At 68.9% G+C, this 18,709-nt stretch carries 11 protein-coding genes; all 11 read left to right on the plus strand.

Going from position 1 to position 18,709, the window contains the following annotated elements; genetic code table 11:
• The first annotated feature begins 159 nt into the window (after positions 1–159).
• The gene (gene drmD / locus GGR45_RS15010; protein WP_175312660.1) at positions 160–3,357 is read left to right on the plus strand and encodes a DISARM system SNF2-like helicase DrmD; all 3,198 of its coding nucleotides are present in this window, start codon (positions 160–162) and stop codon (positions 3,355–3,357) included.
• Positions 3,354–7,205, plus strand: coding sequence for an Eco57I restriction-modification methylase domain-containing protein (locus tag GGR45_RS15015; RefSeq protein WP_175312659.1), 3,852 nt, complete (start codon positions 3,354–3,356; stop codon positions 7,203–7,205). The genes drmD and GGR45_RS15015 overlap by 4 nt, the downstream gene beginning before the upstream one ends.
• A complete protein-coding gene (gene drmA, locus GGR45_RS15020) occupies positions 7,202–10,642 on the plus strand; it encodes a DISARM system helicase DrmA (protein WP_343051202.1) in 3,441 nt (1,146 codons plus the stop codon). Before GGR45_RS15015 ends, drmA begins: the two co-directional genes overlap by 4 nt.
• On the plus strand, positions 10,639–12,498 hold the full coding sequence (drmB, locus tag GGR45_RS15025; protein WP_175312658.1) for a DUF1998 domain-containing protein: 1,860 nt from the start codon (positions 10,639–10,641) through the stop codon (positions 12,496–12,498). The genes drmA and drmB overlap by 4 nt, the downstream gene beginning before the upstream one ends.
• 131 nt (positions 12,499–12,629) lie before the next feature.
• On the plus strand, positions 12,630–14,129 hold the full coding sequence (locus tag GGR45_RS15030) for a type I-E CRISPR-associated protein Cse1/CasA (protein ID WP_175312657.1): 1,500 nt from the start codon (positions 12,630–12,632) through the stop codon (positions 14,127–14,129).
• Positions 14,119–14,709, plus strand: coding sequence for a type I-E CRISPR-associated protein Cse2/CasB (gene casB, locus GGR45_RS15035; protein WP_217498070.1), 591 nt, complete (start codon positions 14,119–14,121; stop codon positions 14,707–14,709). Before GGR45_RS15030 ends, casB begins: the two co-directional genes overlap by 11 nt.
• A complete protein-coding gene (gene cas7e, locus GGR45_RS15040; RefSeq protein ID WP_285138961.1) occupies positions 14,706–15,929 on the plus strand; it encodes a type I-E CRISPR-associated protein Cas7/Cse4/CasC in 1,224 nt (407 codons plus the stop codon). Before casB ends, cas7e begins: the two co-directional genes overlap by 4 nt.
• A complete protein-coding gene (gene cas5e, locus GGR45_RS15045) occupies positions 15,926–16,660 on the plus strand; it encodes a type I-E CRISPR-associated protein Cas5/CasD (RefSeq protein WP_175312656.1) in 735 nt (244 codons plus the stop codon). Before cas7e ends, cas5e begins: the two co-directional genes overlap by 4 nt.
• Positions 16,657–17,424, plus strand: coding sequence for a type I-E CRISPR-associated protein Cas6/Cse3/CasE (locus GGR45_RS15050; RefSeq protein ID WP_175312655.1), 768 nt, complete (start codon positions 16,657–16,659; stop codon positions 17,422–17,424). Before cas5e ends, GGR45_RS15050 begins: the two co-directional genes overlap by 4 nt.
• Positions 17,424–18,341 carry a type I-E CRISPR-associated endonuclease Cas1e gene (gene cas1e, locus GGR45_RS15055; protein ID WP_246358250.1) on the plus strand — a complete coding sequence of 306 codons (918 nt, stop codon included), beginning with the start codon at positions 17,424–17,426 and terminating at the stop codon, positions 18,339–18,341. Before GGR45_RS15050 ends, cas1e begins: the two co-directional genes overlap by 1 nt.
• Positions 18,341–18,667, plus strand: coding sequence for a type I-E CRISPR-associated endoribonuclease Cas2e (gene cas2e / locus GGR45_RS15060; RefSeq protein ID WP_175312654.1), 327 nt, complete (start codon positions 18,341–18,343; stop codon positions 18,665–18,667). The genes cas1e and cas2e overlap by 1 nt, the downstream gene beginning before the upstream one ends.
• Positions 18,668–18,709 lie beyond the last annotated feature (42 nt).

Here is an 18,709-nt window from a genome sequence, read left to right on the forward strand (position 1 = left end):
CTCTCCCCGAGGCGACACACGCCCGCGCGAAAGACTAGCGCCCGCGAAATCCCGCGCAATCCTGCACCAATCGATATCGCATCCATTTCGGGGGCTGCTTCCGTTGGCGATATTTGCCCCGCCCCGCATCCTCACAAGCGGGAGGATCGAACAACTTACATGCCCGAAACGGCTGGTTTCGCCACGTCATCGCCCCGCGCCTCCGGGCCGGCGGTCGGCCAGTTCGTGTCGCTGCGCGGGCGGCTTTGGATGGTAGAGGCGCAGCCGGACGGCCCGCTGTCAGGGCATCGCCTCGCCTGTATCGACGACGATGCCAGCGGCGAGGATGCGCAGGTCTTGTGGAGCGCGGAGGTCGATGCGCGGCTGCATGACGAGGAAGCCTGGGCCTCGCTCGGCACGCAGGGCGGCGATGCCGCGACCTTCTCGGCCTATCTGCGCACCGTGCGCTGGCGCACCGCGACCGCCGCCGAGCGCGACCTCTTCCAGGCGCCGTTCCGCGCAGGGATCAGGCTCGACCCCTACCAGCTGCTCCCCTTGCGCAAGGCGCTGAGGCTGCCGCGCGTCAACCTGCTGATCGCCGACGATGTCGGGCTGGGCAAGACGGTCGAGGCTGGACTGGTGCTGCGTGAGCTGCTGCTGCGCCGCCGGGTCGACTATACCGTGGTCATCGCGCCTGCCGCCATGACCGGCCAGTGGCGCGAAGAGTTGCAGAGCAAGTTCGGCCTCGCCTTCGAGATCGTCGACGCCCGCCACCTGGAGGAATTGCGGCGGCGGCGTGGGTACGGCGCGAACCCCTGGGCGGCGGGATCGCGCTTCATCCTGTCGCACCGGCTGCTGGGCGAGGAAGCCTATGTCGCCGGGCTGCGCCACGTGCTGGAGGATTTCCGCGCGCGGTCGCTGCTGATCCTGGACGAGGCGCATCATGCCGCCCCGGCGGGTGGCGGCCGCTATGCGATCGAGAGCCAGTTCACCCGGTCCCTGCGCGACCTGTCGGATCGGTTCGAGCATCGCCTGTTCCTGTCGGCGACGCCGCATAACGGCCATCCCAACAGCTTTGCGACGCTGCTAGAGCTGCTCGATCCGCAGCGTTTCACGCGCGGTGTCACCGTCCGCCCCGCCGATCTGGAGCCGGTGATGGTCCGCCGCCTGAAAAGCGACCTGCGCGCGCTGGGCGAGGCCTTTCCCGAACGGATCGTCGCGCCGGTGGTGCTGGACAACTTGCCCGAGGATGCCCCCGAACTGGTGCTGGCGGCGATGCTGGCGGACTATCGCCGGTTGCGCGAGCGGCGGATCGGCGGGCTGGCGGGGGCGCAGGCGGCACGGGCGCGACTGGCGATGGTCGGGCTGCAACAGCGGCTGCTGTCCTCCATCCCGGCCTTTGCCCGCACCTTGCGGGTCCACATCGCCGGGCTGGACCGCGCCATCGCCGGAACCATGCGCGAGGCGCCTCCTGTCGAAGTCGAAGCCCCGGAGCGCGCGGAGGATGAGGATGCCGCGCTGGCCCTGCTCGACCGTGCGGTCGAGGCGGAGGCCGAACGACAGGCCGCGACCGGCGCGGCGGGCGGCTCACCCGACCAGCTGGCGGAGGAACGCCGTGCCGCCGCCGCGATGCTGGGAGTGGCGGACGCCGCCCGTACCCAACCCGATGCGCGGGTCGGCTGGATATTGGACTGGGCTCGCACGAACCTGCTCGATGCAGGAGGCAATTGGCGCGAGCGGCGGCTGATCCTGTTCACCGAATATGAGGACACCCGCCGCTGGCTCCAGCGCCAACTGGCGGTGCTGCTCGACCCCGAGGATGCGCAGGAAGCGCGGCGGATCGACAGCTTCACCGGCATCACCTCGACCGAACGGCGCGAGGCGATCAAGCGCGCGTTCAACGATCCCGCCGATCCCTTGCGCATCCTGATCTGCACCGATGCCGCGCGCGAGGGGATCAATCTCCAAGCGCGATGCCACGACCTGATCCATGTCGACCTGCCCTGGAACCCGTCGCGGCTGGAGCAGCGCAACGGGCGGATCGACCGCAAGCTGCAACCCAGCCCGACCGTCACCTGCCGCTATTTCGTCTATGCCCAGCGGCCCGAGGACGTCGTGCTCGACGCTTTGGTCCGCAAGACCGAGCTGATCCGCCGCCAGCTCGGTTCGGCGGGTCAGGTGCTGGGCGCGCGGATCGCCGATCGGCTGGGCGGCGGCATCGACCGGGCGGCCGCCCGTGATCTCGCCGCGCGGATCGATGACGAGGAAGCCGATGAGCGCGTCCGTGCGGCGGTGCGCGATCTGGACGATGGCGCCGAGGCACGACTGGCCCGCCTGAAGCGCGAACAGGCCGATCTGGCCAAGGCGCTGGAGACGGCGCGAGCGCGCGTGGGCGTCGATCCAGACGAGTTGCAGTCGGTAGTCGGCCTGGCGCTGAACCGCGCGGGCGGCGCCTGGGGTCCTCCGGCGGCGATCGGCGAGACGCCGGTCTTTGCGCTCGACCAGGCAACGCTGGCAAACGATCCCAGCTGGCAGCCTCTGCTCGACGAATTGCGCGCCCGCCCGATCCGGTCCGGCGAGCGGCCTGGTGAATGGCGCGCCAGCCCCGATGCCGATCTCCGCCGGATCAGCTTTGCCCCCGCCATCCTGCCCGACGGCCGCGATGCGGGCGATGTGGTGCAATTGCATCTCGAACACCGGCTGGTGCGCCGCCTGCTCGGGCGCTTCCTGTCGGCCGGTTTCCGCCAGGGGCTGGAACGCGCCTGTGTCATCCGCACCGCCGCGACACCCGCCCCGCGCGTCATCCTGCTGGGGCGGCTGGCGCTCTATGGCGAACAGGCGGCAAGGCTGCATGAGGAAGTGTTGAGCGTCGCCGCCGACTGGCGCGACAGCGGCGGCCTTCGCGCACTGGCCGAAGGTCGCGATGCCGAGGCACGGGTGCTGGAGGAACTGATCGAGGCGCTCCGCCACGCCACCGACGCCGAACCCGCCATCGCCGCCCAAGCGACCGCCCACGCCATGCGCGACGTGACCGAGCTTCGCCCCGTGCTGGAGGCACGGGCGGCGGCGCGGGCCGAGAAAGTCGCGGGCGAGCTGACACGCCGCGCCGAATCCGAGGCACGCGGGCTGGAAACCCTGCTGCGCCAGCGTATCGCCCGCCTCCTGCGCGAACGCGGCGACGATGACGGCCAGCTCTCCCTCCTGCTCGATCCCATGGAAGCGCGCCAGCGCGCCGCCGATCGCCGATCCTGGGACCGCGCCACCACCCGGCTGGACGATGAAATGATCCGCGAGCCCGAACGGCTGCGCGCCGGATCGCGCATCCATGCCACCCGGCTGGAGCCGATCGGCCTCGTCTATCTCTGGCCCCTGGCATGAGTGGTCCCATTCCCGGCGGTCGGCATGACTGGATCGGCTATCTCCAGCCGGTCGGGCTGGTCGTCGCGCCCGCCGCGCTCGCGCGGATCGGGCTGTGGCCCAGCCCGCAGGGTCCGGCGGACGGCGACGCGGTCGCCCATGCGGTCGAGGGGTTCGCCGACGATCCCTGGGCTTTCTTCTACACCATTTTGGGCTGGCCCGCCGACCGCATCCTGCGCGGTGAGGCCCTGCCCGAATCCCTACGCATCGCCTTTCCCGAGCAGGACACGCTGCTGGAGCCGCATGGCGCGATCCCCGCGCCCGACGGCACGATCCAGCTGCTGGTACGCATCGAGGCACCCGCGCTGATCCTCGACAAGCGCGGCACGCTGCCCGGCTGGGAAGCCACCGCGCAGCAACGGTTCGAGCGGCTGCTCCGCGAAACCGGAGTCGGCGCTGGCGTCATCATCGGCGCCAGCCAAACGGGCCGCAAGGATGGCCCCGCCACCGAACCCGTGCTGCGGCTGGTCGTGGTGCCGCGCGGCGAGGCTTCGGGCCATATCAGTTGGCCGCTCGCGCGCCTGGGCGACGTATCGGGTCGCCCGATGCTGGCCGGGTTGAAGCTGCTGCTCGACGCCCATGCCCTGTTCAGCGGGCCACCGTCGCACCGACTCCCTGCGATCCTCGCCGAAAGCCGCGCGGCGCAGGCGGAGGTGTCCAGCCGCCTGGCCGGACAGGTGCTGGCGGGGTTGCACGAATTGCTGCGCGGGCTGGACGCCGCCGATGGCCCGCGTATCCGCGCGCTGGCGGCGAGCGACCCGGATCAGCTCTACAAGGGGTTGCTGACCGTGCTGCTGCGGCTGGTCTTCATCCTCTATGCCGAGGATCGCGGACTGATGCCCTCCGCCCCCGGTGGCATGGCGGCGGCTTTATACGAGCAGGGCTATGCGCTGGGCGGACTGCACCTGCGGCTGCGCGACGATGCCGCGCTCTATCCCGACACGATGGACGAGCGGCGCGGTGCCTGGGGCCGGTTGCTCGCGCTGTTCCGGCTGGTCGATCGCGGCCATCCGTCGGGCTTCATGCAGGCGCGCGGCGGCCAGTTGTTCAGCGAGGCGGCCTTTCCCTTCCTGCTCGGCCGTGACACCCATGACGCGCCCGAACAGGTACTGCCGGTCGGCGACGGCTATATCCTGCGCGTGCTCGACAGCCTGTTGATGCTGAAGGGCGAGCGGGTCGCCTACCGCGCGCTCAGCGTCGAACAGATCGGATCGGTGTACGAGGCGGTGATGGGCTTCACCGTCCAGCGCGCCGCCAGCCTGATGCTCGCGGTCCGCGCGGGCAAGGGCAACAAGGTGCCGGTCTGGGTCGATTTGGAGGCGCTGGCCGCGACCAAGCCGTCGGAGCGCGAACGCACGTTGAAGCTCTGGACCGGCCGCGCGGCCTGGCCCGCCGCCGTGTCGCGGAGCCTGCGAGAGGCGGGCGACGCCACCGCACTGGCCGCCGCGCTCGCGCCCGTGACGGACGCCCGCGCCGCTCCGCGCGGGCCGGTCGCGGCGGGCACCCCGATCCTGCAACCGACCGACGAGCGGCGACGCACCGGCAGCCATTACACCCCGGCCAGCCTGACCCGCCCGATCGTGGCCCATGCGCTCGCCCCCGCCTTTGCGCGGATCGGCCCGGATGCGGGGCCTGCCCAGGTGCTCGACCTGAAAGTCTGCGACCCCGCCGCCGGATCGGGCGCGTTCCTGGTCGAGGCGTGTCGCCAGCTCGGCGAACGGCTGGTCGCCGCCTGGACGCGCTGGCCCGACCAGCGCCCGACCATTCCCGCCGATGAGGATGACCTGCTCCACGCCAAGCGGCTGGTGGCGCAGCATTGCCTGCGCGGCGTCGACCGCAACCCGCTGGCCATCGACCTGGCCAAGCTGTCGCTCTGGCTGGAGACGCTGGCGAGCGCGCATGAGTTCACCTTTCTCGATGCGGTGCTGCGCTGCGGCGACAGTCTGGTCGGCTTGCCCAACCCGAACATCATCGCCGTCACCTGGGACAAGGTGTCGGGGCAGCAGGGCTTCGTCGAGGCGATCGTGCGCGAAGGCATCGATGCCGCCGCGCAGCTGCGCCGCCTGATGCGCGTCGAGGCGGAGATCGCGCCCTATGCCGTGCAGGAACAGCGCCACCGCGCCGCGACGCTGGCACTGGAGCGTGCGCAGCTGGTCGCGGACGGCATCCTCTGGTCCTATTTCACCGGCACGACGGCGCGAGAGCGGGCCGCGCGGCTGATCGAGGTCCAGCAATGCGTGCTGTCCCCCACCCCCGCCAGCTGGGCAAGGCTGCAAGCCTGTCGCGACGAACTGCGCACGGCGCCGATCGACGTAACCGGCTTTCACTGGGAGCTGGAGTTCGAGGATGTCTTCAACCGCCCCGATCCCGGTTTCGACGCGATCATCGGCAACCCGCCTTTCGCGGGCAAGAACACCATCGCGGCGGGCCATGCGGCGGCTTATCCTGACTGGCTGAAGACGCTCCACCCCGGCGCGCACGGCAATGCCGACCTGGCCGCGCATTTCTTCCGCCGCGCCTTCGGGTTGCTCCGGCGCGGCGGGGCGTTCGGGCTGATCGCGACGAACACGATCCGGCAGGGCGACACGCGCGAAACCGGGCTGGCACGGATACTGGCGGAGGGCGGCACCATTTTCCGCGCGGTCAGCCGCTATCGCTGGGAAGGCGAAGCGGCGGTCGTCGTCGCGCAGGTGTTCGTGGCGAAGGGTGTGTCGGTCGAGACGCCGGTGCTGGACGACCGGCCGGTGCGGCGTATCTCGGCCTATCTGATGGAGGGCGACTTGGACGGTTCGCCTGCGGCTTTGCGGGAGAATGCGGGGAAGGCGTTCCAAGGCGCAATCTTGCTCGGCGCAGGTTTCACCTTTGACGATCAACTCGCTGCATCGGGCAAGACGAGCACGATAGCTGACTTAAACGCGATACTATCTGCGTACCCCGATCATAGGCCAGTCGTCCGGCCCTATATCGGAGGCCAGGAAGTCAATAACTCTCCGACTCATACACCCCGACGTTTCGCGATGAACCTCAGCCACCTTGCTGAGCAAGAAGCCAGAGACAAATATCCCCATTTTCTCGCCATTATCGAAGCCAAAGTTCGTGCCGATCGAGAAGCACTTCCGCCAACCAATGCATGGAACAGAGACGTCGCAAAGCGATGGTGGCAGTTTGCGGCTGATCGCCGGGCGATCGCAGCCGCCAGCGCGAAAATTTCGAATTTCATCGTACACAGCTGCGGCGCAACTCCGCACATAGCGTTCACAATCGCTCCCTCATCGCATTGCTTCGCCAATACTTTGGCCGTCTTTGCATTCGACAGCTACACCGCCTTCGCCACGCTGCAATCGCGCGTGCATGAAGTCTGGGCGCGCTTCTTTGCCTCGTCCATGAAGGACGACCTCCGTTACACCCCGTCGGATTGCTTCGAGACCTTCCCGCTGCCCCCCGGTTACGCCGACGCGCCCGATCTCGAAGCCGTGGGCCTGGCCTATTACGACCACCGCGCCGCGCTGATGATCGCGCGCGATCAGGGGATGACGCCGACCTATAACCGCTTCCACCGCGCCACGGACACACAGGACGACATCGTGACCTTGCGCGCGTTGCACCACGCCGTGGATCGGGCGGTGCTCGCCGCTTATGGCTGGGACGACCTCGCCGCCGAGGCCGCGCCGGTCTTCCTCGATGCCGAGAGCGAGGACGATCACCGCTATCAGGGCCGCCTCTTCTGGCCCGCGCCGTTCCGCGACGCGGTGCTGGCGCGCCTGCTCAAGCTCAACGAGGAACGGGTCAGGATGGAGCGGATGCTGTGAACGCGGCGGGCGTGCGCGCGGAGATGGTGCGGCGGTCGCGCCGCAACCTGATCGGCCCAAGTGAGGCGGACGACCATGATCTGCTCGCCGAGCGGCTTCCGCCCGGGGAAAATCCTTCGCGCTGGTATCTGGCAGGCTTCATCGCGCCCTCCGGCGAGCTGACGCAGGAACCCGCCGCCGACAGTGAATGGGACGAGGTCGACGGCATCCTCTCCGATGTCGAGGCGTTCGGCGCGGGCGGTGCGGCGGGCGATCACGACGAACCCGAGGCTCCGGCCGCGCGGCGGCGCTTCCTGCCCAGTTCGATCGGGCTGTCGACCATGGTCGATCCCCGGGTCCGGGCGCTGGAGGTCGCGATCGACTGGGGCGATTATGTGCCCGAGCCGCCGCTGCCGCTCGACATACTGGAGAGCGGTGGCGAGCCCGGCCATACCCCGATCAGCTGGCGGCGCGTGGCGCGCGAGCACCGCATCACCCTGCCCATCCCACGCGAGGATGCGGGCGTCGCGCATCATCCCCTGCCCGGCACCGCCGCCACCGCGCGGCCCGGCGGTGCGCTGGAACTGGCGATCCGCGCGCGGCCCTTTGCGCTGCATCTGGCCGATGGGTCGCGGCGCATGGTGCAGGTCGTCACCGTCTTCCTGGTCAACAAGCGGCTGGAGCCCGCCTCGCGCTACCGCGATCTCGCTTATGCCTTCCAGGTGCGGCTGTCGCTGCGCTGCGAAACCGGGTTCGTCGCGCAGCATGACCTGTCGCGGATCGCACGCGACGACTGGGACGACCAGTTGGCCGACCTGCATTATCGCGACAGCGCCGCCTATGCCGCCGGGCTCGGCTGCGCGGCGGCGCATGTCGCGGATGCGAACGGCTGCGTGCGCGGCGTCCACACCACGCACTTGCCCCGCGCCGCCGTCGAGCGGACCGTGGCGGCCGCCGTGCCGGGCGTCGTCTTCGGCATGGACGCGCTAGCGACACTGTCGAGCGAGGACGGACAGGCGTTGCAGGCCGCGCTCACCCCGCTGGTCACGGGCTATCACGAATGGGCGGACGACCAGCGTGCGGCGGCCACCGCACCCGATCTGGCCAGCGCCAGCCAGCGCGCTCGGACCGCCGCCACGCTGATCGCCGCGCAGGACGAAGCGCGCGAGCGCATCGCCGCCGGGATCGCGCTGCTGGCCGAGGATGCGCAGGTCCGCCTCGCCTTCGAGATCGCCAACCGCGCGGTCGCCGACGCCACCCGTGCGCGCCGCCCGACCGACACGACGCCCGCGTGGCGACCATTCCAGCTCGCCTTCATCCTGCTCAACCTGTCGGGCATGGCCGACAAGCGCCATCCCGACCGCGACATCGCCGACCTGCTGTTCTTCCCGACCGGCGGCGGCAAGACCGAGGCCTATCTGGGCCTCGCCGCCTTTACCATTGCGCTTAGGCGGCTGGGGGCGAGCGGGCTGCTGGGCGCGGGCGTGTCGGTCATCATGCGCTATACGCTGCGGCTGCTGACGCTGGACCAGCTGGGCCGCGCCGCCGGACTGGTCTGCGCGCTGGAACTGTTGCGCGACGGCCCCGACTATCGCGATGAGGCCGGACGGCGGAGATTGGGCGAGTGGCCGATCGAGATCGGGCTATGGGTCGGCTCGGACGCCAGCCCCAACAAGCTGGGTGGCAAGGGCGACCGGACGGAGGGCACCGCCGTCAAGCGCGTGCGCGCCTATACCAGCGGCCGCGACACCCGCGCCCCCGCGCCGATCAAGGCCTGCCAGTGGTGCGGCACAGCCTTCACCCCACAAAGCTTCCGCTGCGTTCCCAACGCCGATGCGCCAACCAATCTGGAGCTGCGCTGCGCCTCACTGACCTGTCCCTTTACCGGCGACCGCGCGCTGCCGGTGGTGACGGTGGACGAGGCCATTTACCGCCGCCTGCCCGCCTTTCTGATCGCGACGATCGACAAGTTCGCCGCCCTGCCCTGGAACGGTCAGGCAGGCGCGTTCTTCGGCCATGTCGACCGCGCCGACGACACCGGCTTTTATGGCGGGGCCGAGCCGGGTCAGGGCCGTGCGCTGGATGGAGGCCACCGGCTCGATCCGCCCGATCTGGTGGTGCAGGACGAGCTTCACCTGATCTCCGGCCCGCTCGGCACTGTCGCCGGGCTGTACGAGGCGGCGATCGACCGGCTGGCGACCCGTGAGATAGCCGGACAACGGGTGCGGCCCAAGATCGTCGCCTCTACCGCCACCGTCCGCCGCGCCAGCGATCAGATCCGTGCGCTGTTCGACCGCGACCGCACCCGCATCTTTCCACCGCCCGGACTCGACCGGCGCGACAGCTTCTTCGCGCTGACCCGGGCCGAGAGCGAGGCCGATCCGGCGCGCTGGTATGTCGGGCTGGCGGCGGCGGGGCGTGGGCCGAAGCTGGTCTTCCTCCAGGCGCTGGTGACGCTGCTGGGGGCCGCGCAGGCCATGGCCGAGGATGGCGACGAGGCCGACGCCTATCGCACCGCGCTCTGCTATTTCAACGCGCTGCGCGAACTGGGCGGCGCGCGGCGGATCGTCGAGGACGAGGTGGCCGCCCGGCTCGCCCGCTACGGTGCGCAGCGACGGCGTCTGGAGCCGTCCGACCGCCCCTTTGCCGACCGCGTGCTCGGCGAGCCAGTCGAACTGACCTCGCGCGTGTCGACCGATCGGGTGGCGGCGGCGAAACGGCGGCTGGAGGCGACCTTCGACAGTGCGGAAGACCAGCCCGTCGATGTCGCGCTGGCGACCAACATGATCTCGGTGGGACTGGACATCGACCGGCTGGGCCTGATGCTGGTGCAGGGACAGCCCAAGACGGCCGCCGAATATATCCAGGCGACCAGCCGTGTCGGCCGCAACCCCGCCCGGCCCGGCCTGGTCGTCGTGGTGCTCAACGTCCATCGCCCGCGCGACCGGATGCATTTCGAGCAGTTCGGCCATTTCCACGACACCTTCTACCGCGCGGTGGAGGCGACCAGCGTCACCCCCTGGTCGCCGCGCGCGCTGGACCGCACGCTGGCCGCGATCGTGGTGGCGATCGCCCGGCATCTCGACCCCGCACTCACTCCCGCCAGCGCGGTCGATGCGCTGGCCACCTTGCCCGCGACGCGCGAGGCCGTGGTCCGGCACCTGGTCGAGCGCGCGCCATCGGAGGTGCGCGACACGCTGGCCGCGCAGATCGAAACGCTGCTCAACGACTGGGCCGCCATCGCCGCCGAACAGACCGCCGCCGGGGGCCGCTTCACCTATGGCGACCGGCCGCACCGGCTGCTGCATCCGCCGCTCGACCCGGCGCTGGAACATCTTCCCCCCGAGCAGCGCCGCTTCCAGGCCGGATGGAGCATGCGCGACGTCGAACCCGGCGTCCGGATCAAGCCTCGCGGCCCCGATGGCGAACGGGTCGGCGGCGCGGGAGACATGGCATGACGACCAAGCCGATTACGCTGCGACAGTCGCAGCTCATCACCGCCTTCGGCCCCGGCGCGATGGTCGACCTGCCCACCCGATCGGTGGTCATCGGCGGGCTGGACCTGTGGCACATGCGCGAGCGCGGCAGCTGGCAGCCGATCCATGAACCCCGCGCGACCGCCGTGCTGGAAACGCTGCTGCGCGCAGGCGGGCGGCTGGCCGACGATGCCCGCCTGACCCTGCGCACGCCGCCCGCCGATCGCGACAGCACGGGCGCGGCGACCGAGCCGCCCGGCATCGAGGCGCGCATCTTCCCCGCCTGGTTCGTCGCGCGCGATGCCGAGGAGGTCGGCGATGTCCGCCGCCGTCGCCTGGTCCGCTGGCACGATCTCGACCCGCGCGGGCGCAACATGCTGGTCGACGATGACGGCCGCCGCGTGCCGGTGACGCCGATCCGCTTCGTCGCGGGGTGCCGCAAGGGGCATTTGCAGGACATTCACTGGGCACAGGTCGTCCATATCGGCATGGAAGGGCGCTGCATCCAGCCGCTCTGGCTGGAGGAGCGCGGCACCTCGGGCGATCCCGCCTCGACCCGCGTGGTCTGCGGCTGCGGCGCGGCGCTGTCGCTGCGCGATGCGCAGGCGACAGGCCTGCTCGGCGGATGCCGGGGGCGTCGCCCCTGGCTGCGCACCGACGAACCGGGCGCGTGCAGCGAAAATCTGCGCTTCCTCACCCGCACCGCGACCAATGCCTATTTCCCGCAGGTGCTGACCGTCATCTCGCTGCCCGCCGCCGAGGACGAGCTGTCGCGGCTGGTCGAGGCGCATATGGACGCGATCGACTGGGTGACGTGCGAGACGGAGATGGCGATGGCGCGGCGCTCCAACCCCGCGCTGCGTGCCGCGCTCGCCGGGTGGAGCGACGCCGATGTCGTCACCCGCATCGGCCAGTTGCGCCTGAGCGGCAACCAGTCGCTGGCCAAGGCCCCCAAGGTCGCCGAGTTCGACCTGCTCGCCTCCGGCCAGCCGCACATCGGCATCGACGCGCCCGACGCCCGGCTCCACGCCCGCACCCTGACCCGCGCCGAATGGGATGGCGAGCGCCCCCGCCTCGCCCCGATCGCCTCGGCCGTGGCGGTCGACCGGCTGCGCGAAGTCGCCTGCCTCTATGGCTTCACCCGGTTCGAGGCCGCGCCGACCGCCACCGATGGCGATCTGGAGGAGCTCTACCTGGCGGTCGAGGGTGCCGCGCTCGCCACCGAGCTGGAATGGCTGCCCGCGGTCGAGCATCGCGGCGAAGGCATCTTCTTGCGCTTCGACCCAGAGGTCATTCGCGACTGGCTGTCCCGCCCGGCGGTGCAGCGGCGCGGCGAGGCGCTATACCGGGGATGGGATCGGTGGCGCGCCGGGCAATTTTACGGCGCACGGCTGCAATTTCCGCGTCTGGCCTATTATGCCATGCACGGTTTTTCCCATGCGCTGATGAACGAGATCGCGCTCGACTGCGGCTATCCCGCGACCGCGCTCAAGGAACGGCTCTATGCGATCGTCGATGACGAGGGCGAGCGGTTTGGCCTGCTGATCTACACCGCCTCGACCGGCACGCAGGGAACGCTGGGCGGGCTGGTCGCCGTGCTCCCTCGGCTGGGCGCGATCGCCGAGCGGGCGCTGGACCGGCTGGCGCTGTGCTCGGGCGACCCCATCTGCGCCGAGCATGACCCGGACGCCCACACCGACGAGCGCGCGCTGAGCGGTGCCGCCTGTCACAGCTGCCTGCTGGTCGCCGAGACAAGTTGCGAGGCGCGCAACCTCTATCTGGATCGGGCGCTCACCGCGCAGACGCTGTCGGCGGGCGGAACGGGGTTGTTTGAGTGAGTATGGGATCAGCAACATCCAGATCGGACACAATCTCCATTTTCGACATGAAAATAATCACATCCCGACTGCCAATGCCGGATTGACGACGATCAGGGAACCCACTCTATTAGCCAAATAGGGGGAGCTGCATGATCGAATGGCGTGATAGCGAAGACCGGGATCATGGTGGCAGCCTGTTCGCGGCATTTGCGGCGCTGGCGCGCGGGGAGGCATGGAGCTTTCCCGCTCTTCGCCCGCATCAGCGCGAACCCTGGCACAGCTTTACCGTACAGGTCGCCGCGCTGGCGCTGATCCGTGCTGGGCTGGACACGCTGCCCGATAGCGAAGCGGCGTGGCGCGACCTGCTGATCGGCCTGACGCCGGAATGGCCGGATGGCGAGGCGTGGGAGCTGGTCGTTGACGACTGGTCGAAACCAGCGCTGCTGCAACCGCCCACCGTCGCGGCGACCGACCGAGCGGCCTATAAGAACCGGCTGGCGACGCCCGACGCGCTCGACATGCTTGTCACCGCGAAGAATCATGATGTGAAGCAAGAGCGCATGATCGGCGCGAGTGAGCAAGACTGGCTGTTCGCGCTGGTGACGCTCCAGACGACCGAGGGCTTTCTGGGCGCGGGCAATTACGGCGTCTCGCGGATGAATGGCGGTTTCGCCAGCCGCATGAGCCTGGGCGTGCGGCCCGGAGGTGGTGCGGCGGCGGGGTTCCGGCGCGATGTACTGCGGCTGGTCGACCATGGCCGTGCTCGATCTGAACGGCGCGGCGGTGTGCCCTTGCTCTGGACCGTGCCATGGGACGGTACGGTGTCGCTCAACTATGGCGATCTCGACGAACTCTATGTCGAAATCTGCCGCCGGGTACGGCTTGAGCGGGCGGACGACGGCGTCATCGCGGCGCGGGCGGCGGGATCGAAATGCGCGCGGGTCGCCGCTGCCGAGTTGAAGGGCATGACCGAAGACCCCTGGGCGCCGATCAAGGCCGATCGCTCGTCCAGCCATACGCCGACGGGCGCAGGCTTCGGCTATCGCCAGATGGCCACCCTGCTCGATGCGAAGAAGATCGTCCGCCCGCTGCTGTCCGAGCCGCATAACGGCGATGCAAGCGAGGGCCTGTCGATCGTGGCGGCCGCACTGGTGCGAGGACAGGGCAAGACCGAAGGGCTTCACCGCCGCAGCGTGCCCGTCAGCCGCTGGGAAACGATCAGCGCCTATGAGGAAGCGCCGCTCGATCGGATCGGCGCGGTCGCCGAAAAGCGCGCGGGGGAAGCGAATGAGGCGAGCCGCCGTCTCGGCCGCGCGCTGATCTCGCTGGTGCAGGGCGGTCCCGAAAAGGCGCGGCTGGACGATGATGCCGCCAAGAAGAAGACCGAGCGCTGGCTGGAACAGTTCAATCGCATGGTGGACGGCGAATTCTTCGACGCGCCATTCTGGGCGGAAGCGGCGGGGGATGAGGCCAATCACCGGTCGGACTGGCGAAATCGCCTATACGGCATTGCATGCGATGTGTTCGACACCGCAATTAAAGCCGTCCCCCGCACCGAGGTACGACGCATTCGCGCCATTGCCAGGGCGCGCTCTTTTCTCGACGGTCAAATGAGGAAGTGGATCAACGAGGTGCAGCATGGTGAATGAAGATGAAGCTGCTGATGACGCGCCAGCCGACACCTCTCAAAAGCGATCAGACTGGATGGTCGAAATCAGCAAGCAATTCGGTTCACGGGATCGCGATCTTAGGGGTGCGCCCCCGACAATGTCATCTGGCGACCGCGCCGCTTTGAGGCGCATGGATCTGAAGCGGGAACATGTAGTCGATGTGGCGGTGATCAAGCTCCTCACCGAGGTCAAAATTCCTCGGCATGTTCAGATGCTCGATTGGCAACGCTGGCGGATGATCGCGCATATCGCAGCCATATTGTCTGGCACGGGCAAGTTGACGGCTCACGCACCCTTCCGGCGATTTGGTGCAGTTCTCAACGAGGCGGGTTATTCAGAAAACCGCCTGTTACGCCTGCTGTCCACCCACGGCGACGCCCTTTACGATCAGGTGTACCGAGCGACACGCATCATCGCGCAAAAGGGCAAACAGCCTGTCGATCTATGGACGATGTACCACCTATTGGACCCTGACCAGAAGCAGGCTGAAAGAGCCCGCATTCGCATAGCTCAAGATTATTATACTGCCGAAGTGGCCGATAAGGGGGACGTCGAGTGACGACTGACATCACGCACGGCGCGACGCCGAAGTTCATCCAAATCCATTTCCTAGCCGCTTGGCCAGGCGCCCTGCTTAACCGCGACGATGCCGGACTTTCCAAGCGCCTGCCATTCGGCGACGCCATTCGCACGCGCATCTCGTCTCAGTGCTTGAAAAGGCATTGGCGGGTAGCGGATGATCGTCACGCAATCGAAAAGCTCGCTGAGCAAAACGGGATCGAAGGCGTTCGATCCAAGATGGCGATCGAACGTCAGGTCACGGGGCCTTTGCGAGCACGGTTCGACAAGGACATGGTCGATGCGGTCGAGAACGCCTTTATTGCAAAGTTCTACGGTAAAAATGCCGGTGATAAGCAACAGCGCCAGGCGCTGCTTTTTGGCCGTCCAGAGATCAACTGGATGCGGGAGGAAGCCGATCGTCTCCTGTCTGAAAGCGCGAGCACAGCAGGCGTAAAAGCCGCCGCGGAAGTCTGGGTCAAGGAACAAAAGAATAACCTCAACCAACTTCGCGATCAGAACCTGCTAGCCGCCTCGCTGGAAGCCGCTTTGTTCGGGCGGATGGTGACGAGCGACACCAAGGCAAACCGTGATGCCGCAATCCATGTCGCTCATGCCTTCACCGTCCATGAGCAGCAGATCGAAACTGACTATTTCACCGTCGTCGACGATCTGCGCGACCGCGAACAGGGTGACGATGCGGGCGCGGCGGGCGTGTTCGATACCGAACTGACCTCGGGGCTCTATTATGGCTATGTCGTGGTCGACGTGCCGCTGCTGGTGTCGAACCTGACCGGCTGCGACCGCGCAGATTGGACCGGCGACTATGACCGCACGCTGGCGGCCCAGGTCGTCGAGCATTTGGTCCACCTGATCGCCGAGGTGTCGCCGGGCGCCAAGAAGGGCTCGACCGCCCCCTATAGCCGCGCCGAGCTGGTGCTGGTCGAGGCGGGCGACCGCCAGCCGCGCACGCTGGCCAATGCGTTCCGTGATGCGGTGGCGCTGGTCGATCGGGGCTCCAACGAACCGCTGGGCGCGCGCGCGGCCAAGGCGATGAAGGATCATCTGGCCGAGATGGACGCGGTCTATGAAACCGGCGAAGCGCGACGCCATGCCGCCCTGCCCCAGCTGAAGCTGGACGGCATCGCCGACGGCAGCCTGCGCCAGCTGGCGGACTGGGCGGGGGCGCTGGTCCGCGATGCGCGGATGCCCGCCGCATGAGGCATTTGCTGCTGGACCTCGATGCGCCGCTGATGAGTTTCGGCGGCGATCTGGTCGATGCGTATGGCGTGGTGCGCGACTTTCCCGCCAAGTCGATGGTGGCGGGGCTGTTCGGCAATGCGCTGGGCTGGGAACGCTATGACGCCGCGCATCATGCCGCGTTGCAGGCGCGGCTGACCATCGGCGCCGCCCGCATCGCCGAGGGCCAGCGCCAGCGCGAGTTCCAGACCGCCAAGCTGGAGGCCAATGATCGCGGCTGGACCACCCATGGCCGGGTCGAGGGCCGCGCGGGCGGTGCCGATACCTATAAGTCGCCGCATATCCGCTATCGCGACATGGATGCCGATGCGCGGGTGCTGGTCGCCTGTCGGCTGGCGGAGGGGGACGGCCCCGATCTCGACGCGCTTGCCGCCGCGCTGACCCGGCCGGAGCGGCCGCTGTTCATCGGCCGCAAGCCTTTCGTACCGTCGCGCCCGCTGCTGCTGGGACTGATCGAGGCCGACACCATCCCCGATGCGCTGGTCGCGGGCCTCGCTTTGCTCCGCACGCCGCCGCCCCGCCAGGACAGCCTGCGCGCGCAATGGCCTTATGGCGAGCCGGCCGGTTCCGCCATCGCCTCCAACACGCGCGAGGACGAATGGACCGATGAGCGCCACTGGCCCGCCGGGGTCCATGCAGGCCTTCGCCGCGTGATGCTGGGGCGGATCGCCTGGCCGGAGGAGAGCGCGTGAGCCTGCACCTGGTTCGCATCGGCATCGACCCGCAGGCGCTCGCCATCTTCGCGGCCAAGCGACGGTTGAGCGACGACGACGCGGGCTATGCGCTTCACGCCGCGCTGGCGGCGCGGTTCGGACAGGCCGCCCCCCGCCCCTTCCGCTACCTGCCCGACCATGCGCGCGGTCCCCATCTGCTCGGTTATCACATGGATGGAGCCGCGCTGGCCGACGCCATCGCGCTGCCGCCCGCGGATGCGCTGCTGGCCGATCTGTTCACGGCACCCCAGGTTCAGGCGATGCCCGAAACATGGCGCGAGGGCGCTCGCTATGCCTTCGACATGCGTGTCCGCCCCGTGGTCCGCTTCGGCAAGACGATCCGCGCCGCCCGAGCCGAGCGCGCCGATGCGTGGCAGAGTCGGGCGGGCGAGATCGATGCCTATGTCCATGCCTGCGAACGCGTGGCGGCGGAGGGTGGCGATACTGCCTTGGTCGATCGCGAGGCGGTCTATACCCAGTGGCTCGCCAAGCGGCTGGAGGGCGCCGCGACACTGGAACAGGCGACGTTGCGGGCCTTTCACCGCTCCCGCACCCGGCGCAGCACGCACGACACCAGGGGCGCGCGGACCCGCTCGGTCGAGGGGCCTGATGCGGTGATGACCGGCACACTGACCATCACCGATCCCCAAGGCTTCGCCAGGCTGCTGGCCAGCGGCGTCGGGCGTCATGCCGCCTTCGGCTATGGCATGATGCTGCTCTCGCCGCCGGGACGCGCCGGGTAATGCTGTCCGGCCGCCTGGGGCTGGAGAAGGCACGCATCCCGCACGCCGACCGGCATGGGCTGGTCTGGTTGAAGCGCGGGCGGCTAGAGGTGGAAGACGGTTGCCTGCGTTTCGTGACGGCGGGTGGCGGGGCGATGGAGGCGGGCGACTATCAGATCCCCTATCACGCCATCTCGATCATCCTGCTCGGGCCGGGGTCGAGCGTCACCCATGACGCGCTGCGGCTGCTGGCGCGGCACGGCTGCGCGCTGGCCGCGATCGGCGACGGGGCGGTGCGCTTCTATACCGCGCCGCCATTGATGCCCGACAACTCGGCGCTGGCGCGTGCGCAGGTGCGGCGCTGGGCCGATCCGAAACAACGCATGGAGGTCGCCCGCGCCATGTATGCGATGCGCTTCGGCGAGATCGTACGCACCCGCGACATCGCGGTCCTGCGCGGACAGGAGGGTGCACGGATCAAGCGTGCCTATGTCCTTGCCGCCGAGCGCCACGGCATCGGCTGGAATGGACGCCGCTATGACCGCGAGAACCCGGAAGCGGGCGACCTCGCCAACCAGGCGATCAACCACGCAGGATCGGCGATGACCGCCGCCGCCTGCGTCGCGGTGGCCGCGACCGGCGCCATCCCCCAACTCGGCTTCGTGCATGAGGATTCCGGGCAGAGCTTTGTCCTCGACATCGCCGACCTGTATCGCCACGACGTCCTGCTCGACATCGCGTTCGGCGCGGTGCGGGAAGCCCGTGCGCGCGGGGCCGCTCCGATCGAACGGCTGGTGCGCAAACGATCCGCCCTGCTCTTTCGCCAGCGTGGCGTGATCCCGGGCATGATCGACCGGATCAAGACCTTGCTGATGCCAGGCGGTGTCGACGGAGAAGGTGACGGTGCGGACCAGCCGCCCGCTCCGGTCAATAGCTGATGCCGCTGACCATGGTCATCACCCGCGACGTCGAAGATCGCTATCGCGGCTTTCTGGGCTCGGCGATGCTGGAACTCGCGCCCGGCGTCTATGCCCAGCCCCGCATGAGCGCCGGCGTGCGCGCCCGCATCTGGACCGTCGTCGAGGAATGGCACGCCCGCCTGCGCCGGGGCAGCATCGTGATGTGCTGGGCCGAATCCGCCGCCGCGGGTGGCCTGGGTCTCCTGACCCTGGGCGAGCCGCCCAAGGACGTGGTATCGCATGAAGGCATCCTGCTCGTGCGCCGCGCCTTGTCCTGCCGTAATCCCGCCGAACCGACACCGTAAACCTCGGCTCGACAGAGGGTCTTTGACATTGTGAAGAAAATC

Origin of the sequence: Sphingomonas zeae (assembly GCF_014197135.1) — a bacterium.
Lineage (GTDB): Bacteria > Pseudomonadota > Alphaproteobacteria > Sphingomonadales > Sphingomonadaceae > Sphingomonas > Sphingomonas zeae.

Coding starts and splice junctions, on each gene's coding strand:
- drmD (WP_175312660.1), top strand. CDS start 160: ATGCCCGAAACGGCTGGTTTCGCCACGTCATCGCCCCGCGCCTCCGGG.
- GGR45_RS15015 (WP_175312659.1), top strand. CDS start 3,354: ATGAGTGGTCCCATTCCCGGCGGTCGGCATGACTGGATCGGCTATCTC.
- drmB (WP_175312658.1), top strand. CDS start 10,639: ATGACGACCAAGCCGATTACGCTGCGACAGTCGCAGCTCATCACCGCC.
- GGR45_RS15030 (WP_175312657.1), top strand. CDS start 12,630: ATGATCGAATGGCGTGATAGCGAAGACCGGGATCATGGTGGCAGCCTG.
- casB (WP_217498070.1), top strand. CDS start 14,119: ATGGTGAATGAAGATGAAGCTGCTGATGACGCGCCAGCCGACACCTCT.
- cas5e (WP_175312656.1), top strand. CDS start 15,926: ATGAGGCATTTGCTGCTGGACCTCGATGCGCCGCTGATGAGTTTCGGC.
- cas1e (WP_246358250.1), top strand. CDS start 17,424: ATGCTGTCCGGCCGCCTGGGGCTGGAGAAGGCACGCATCCCGCACGCC.
- cas2e (WP_175312654.1), top strand. CDS start 18,341: ATGCCGCTGACCATGGTCATCACCCGCGACGTCGAAGATCGCTATCGC.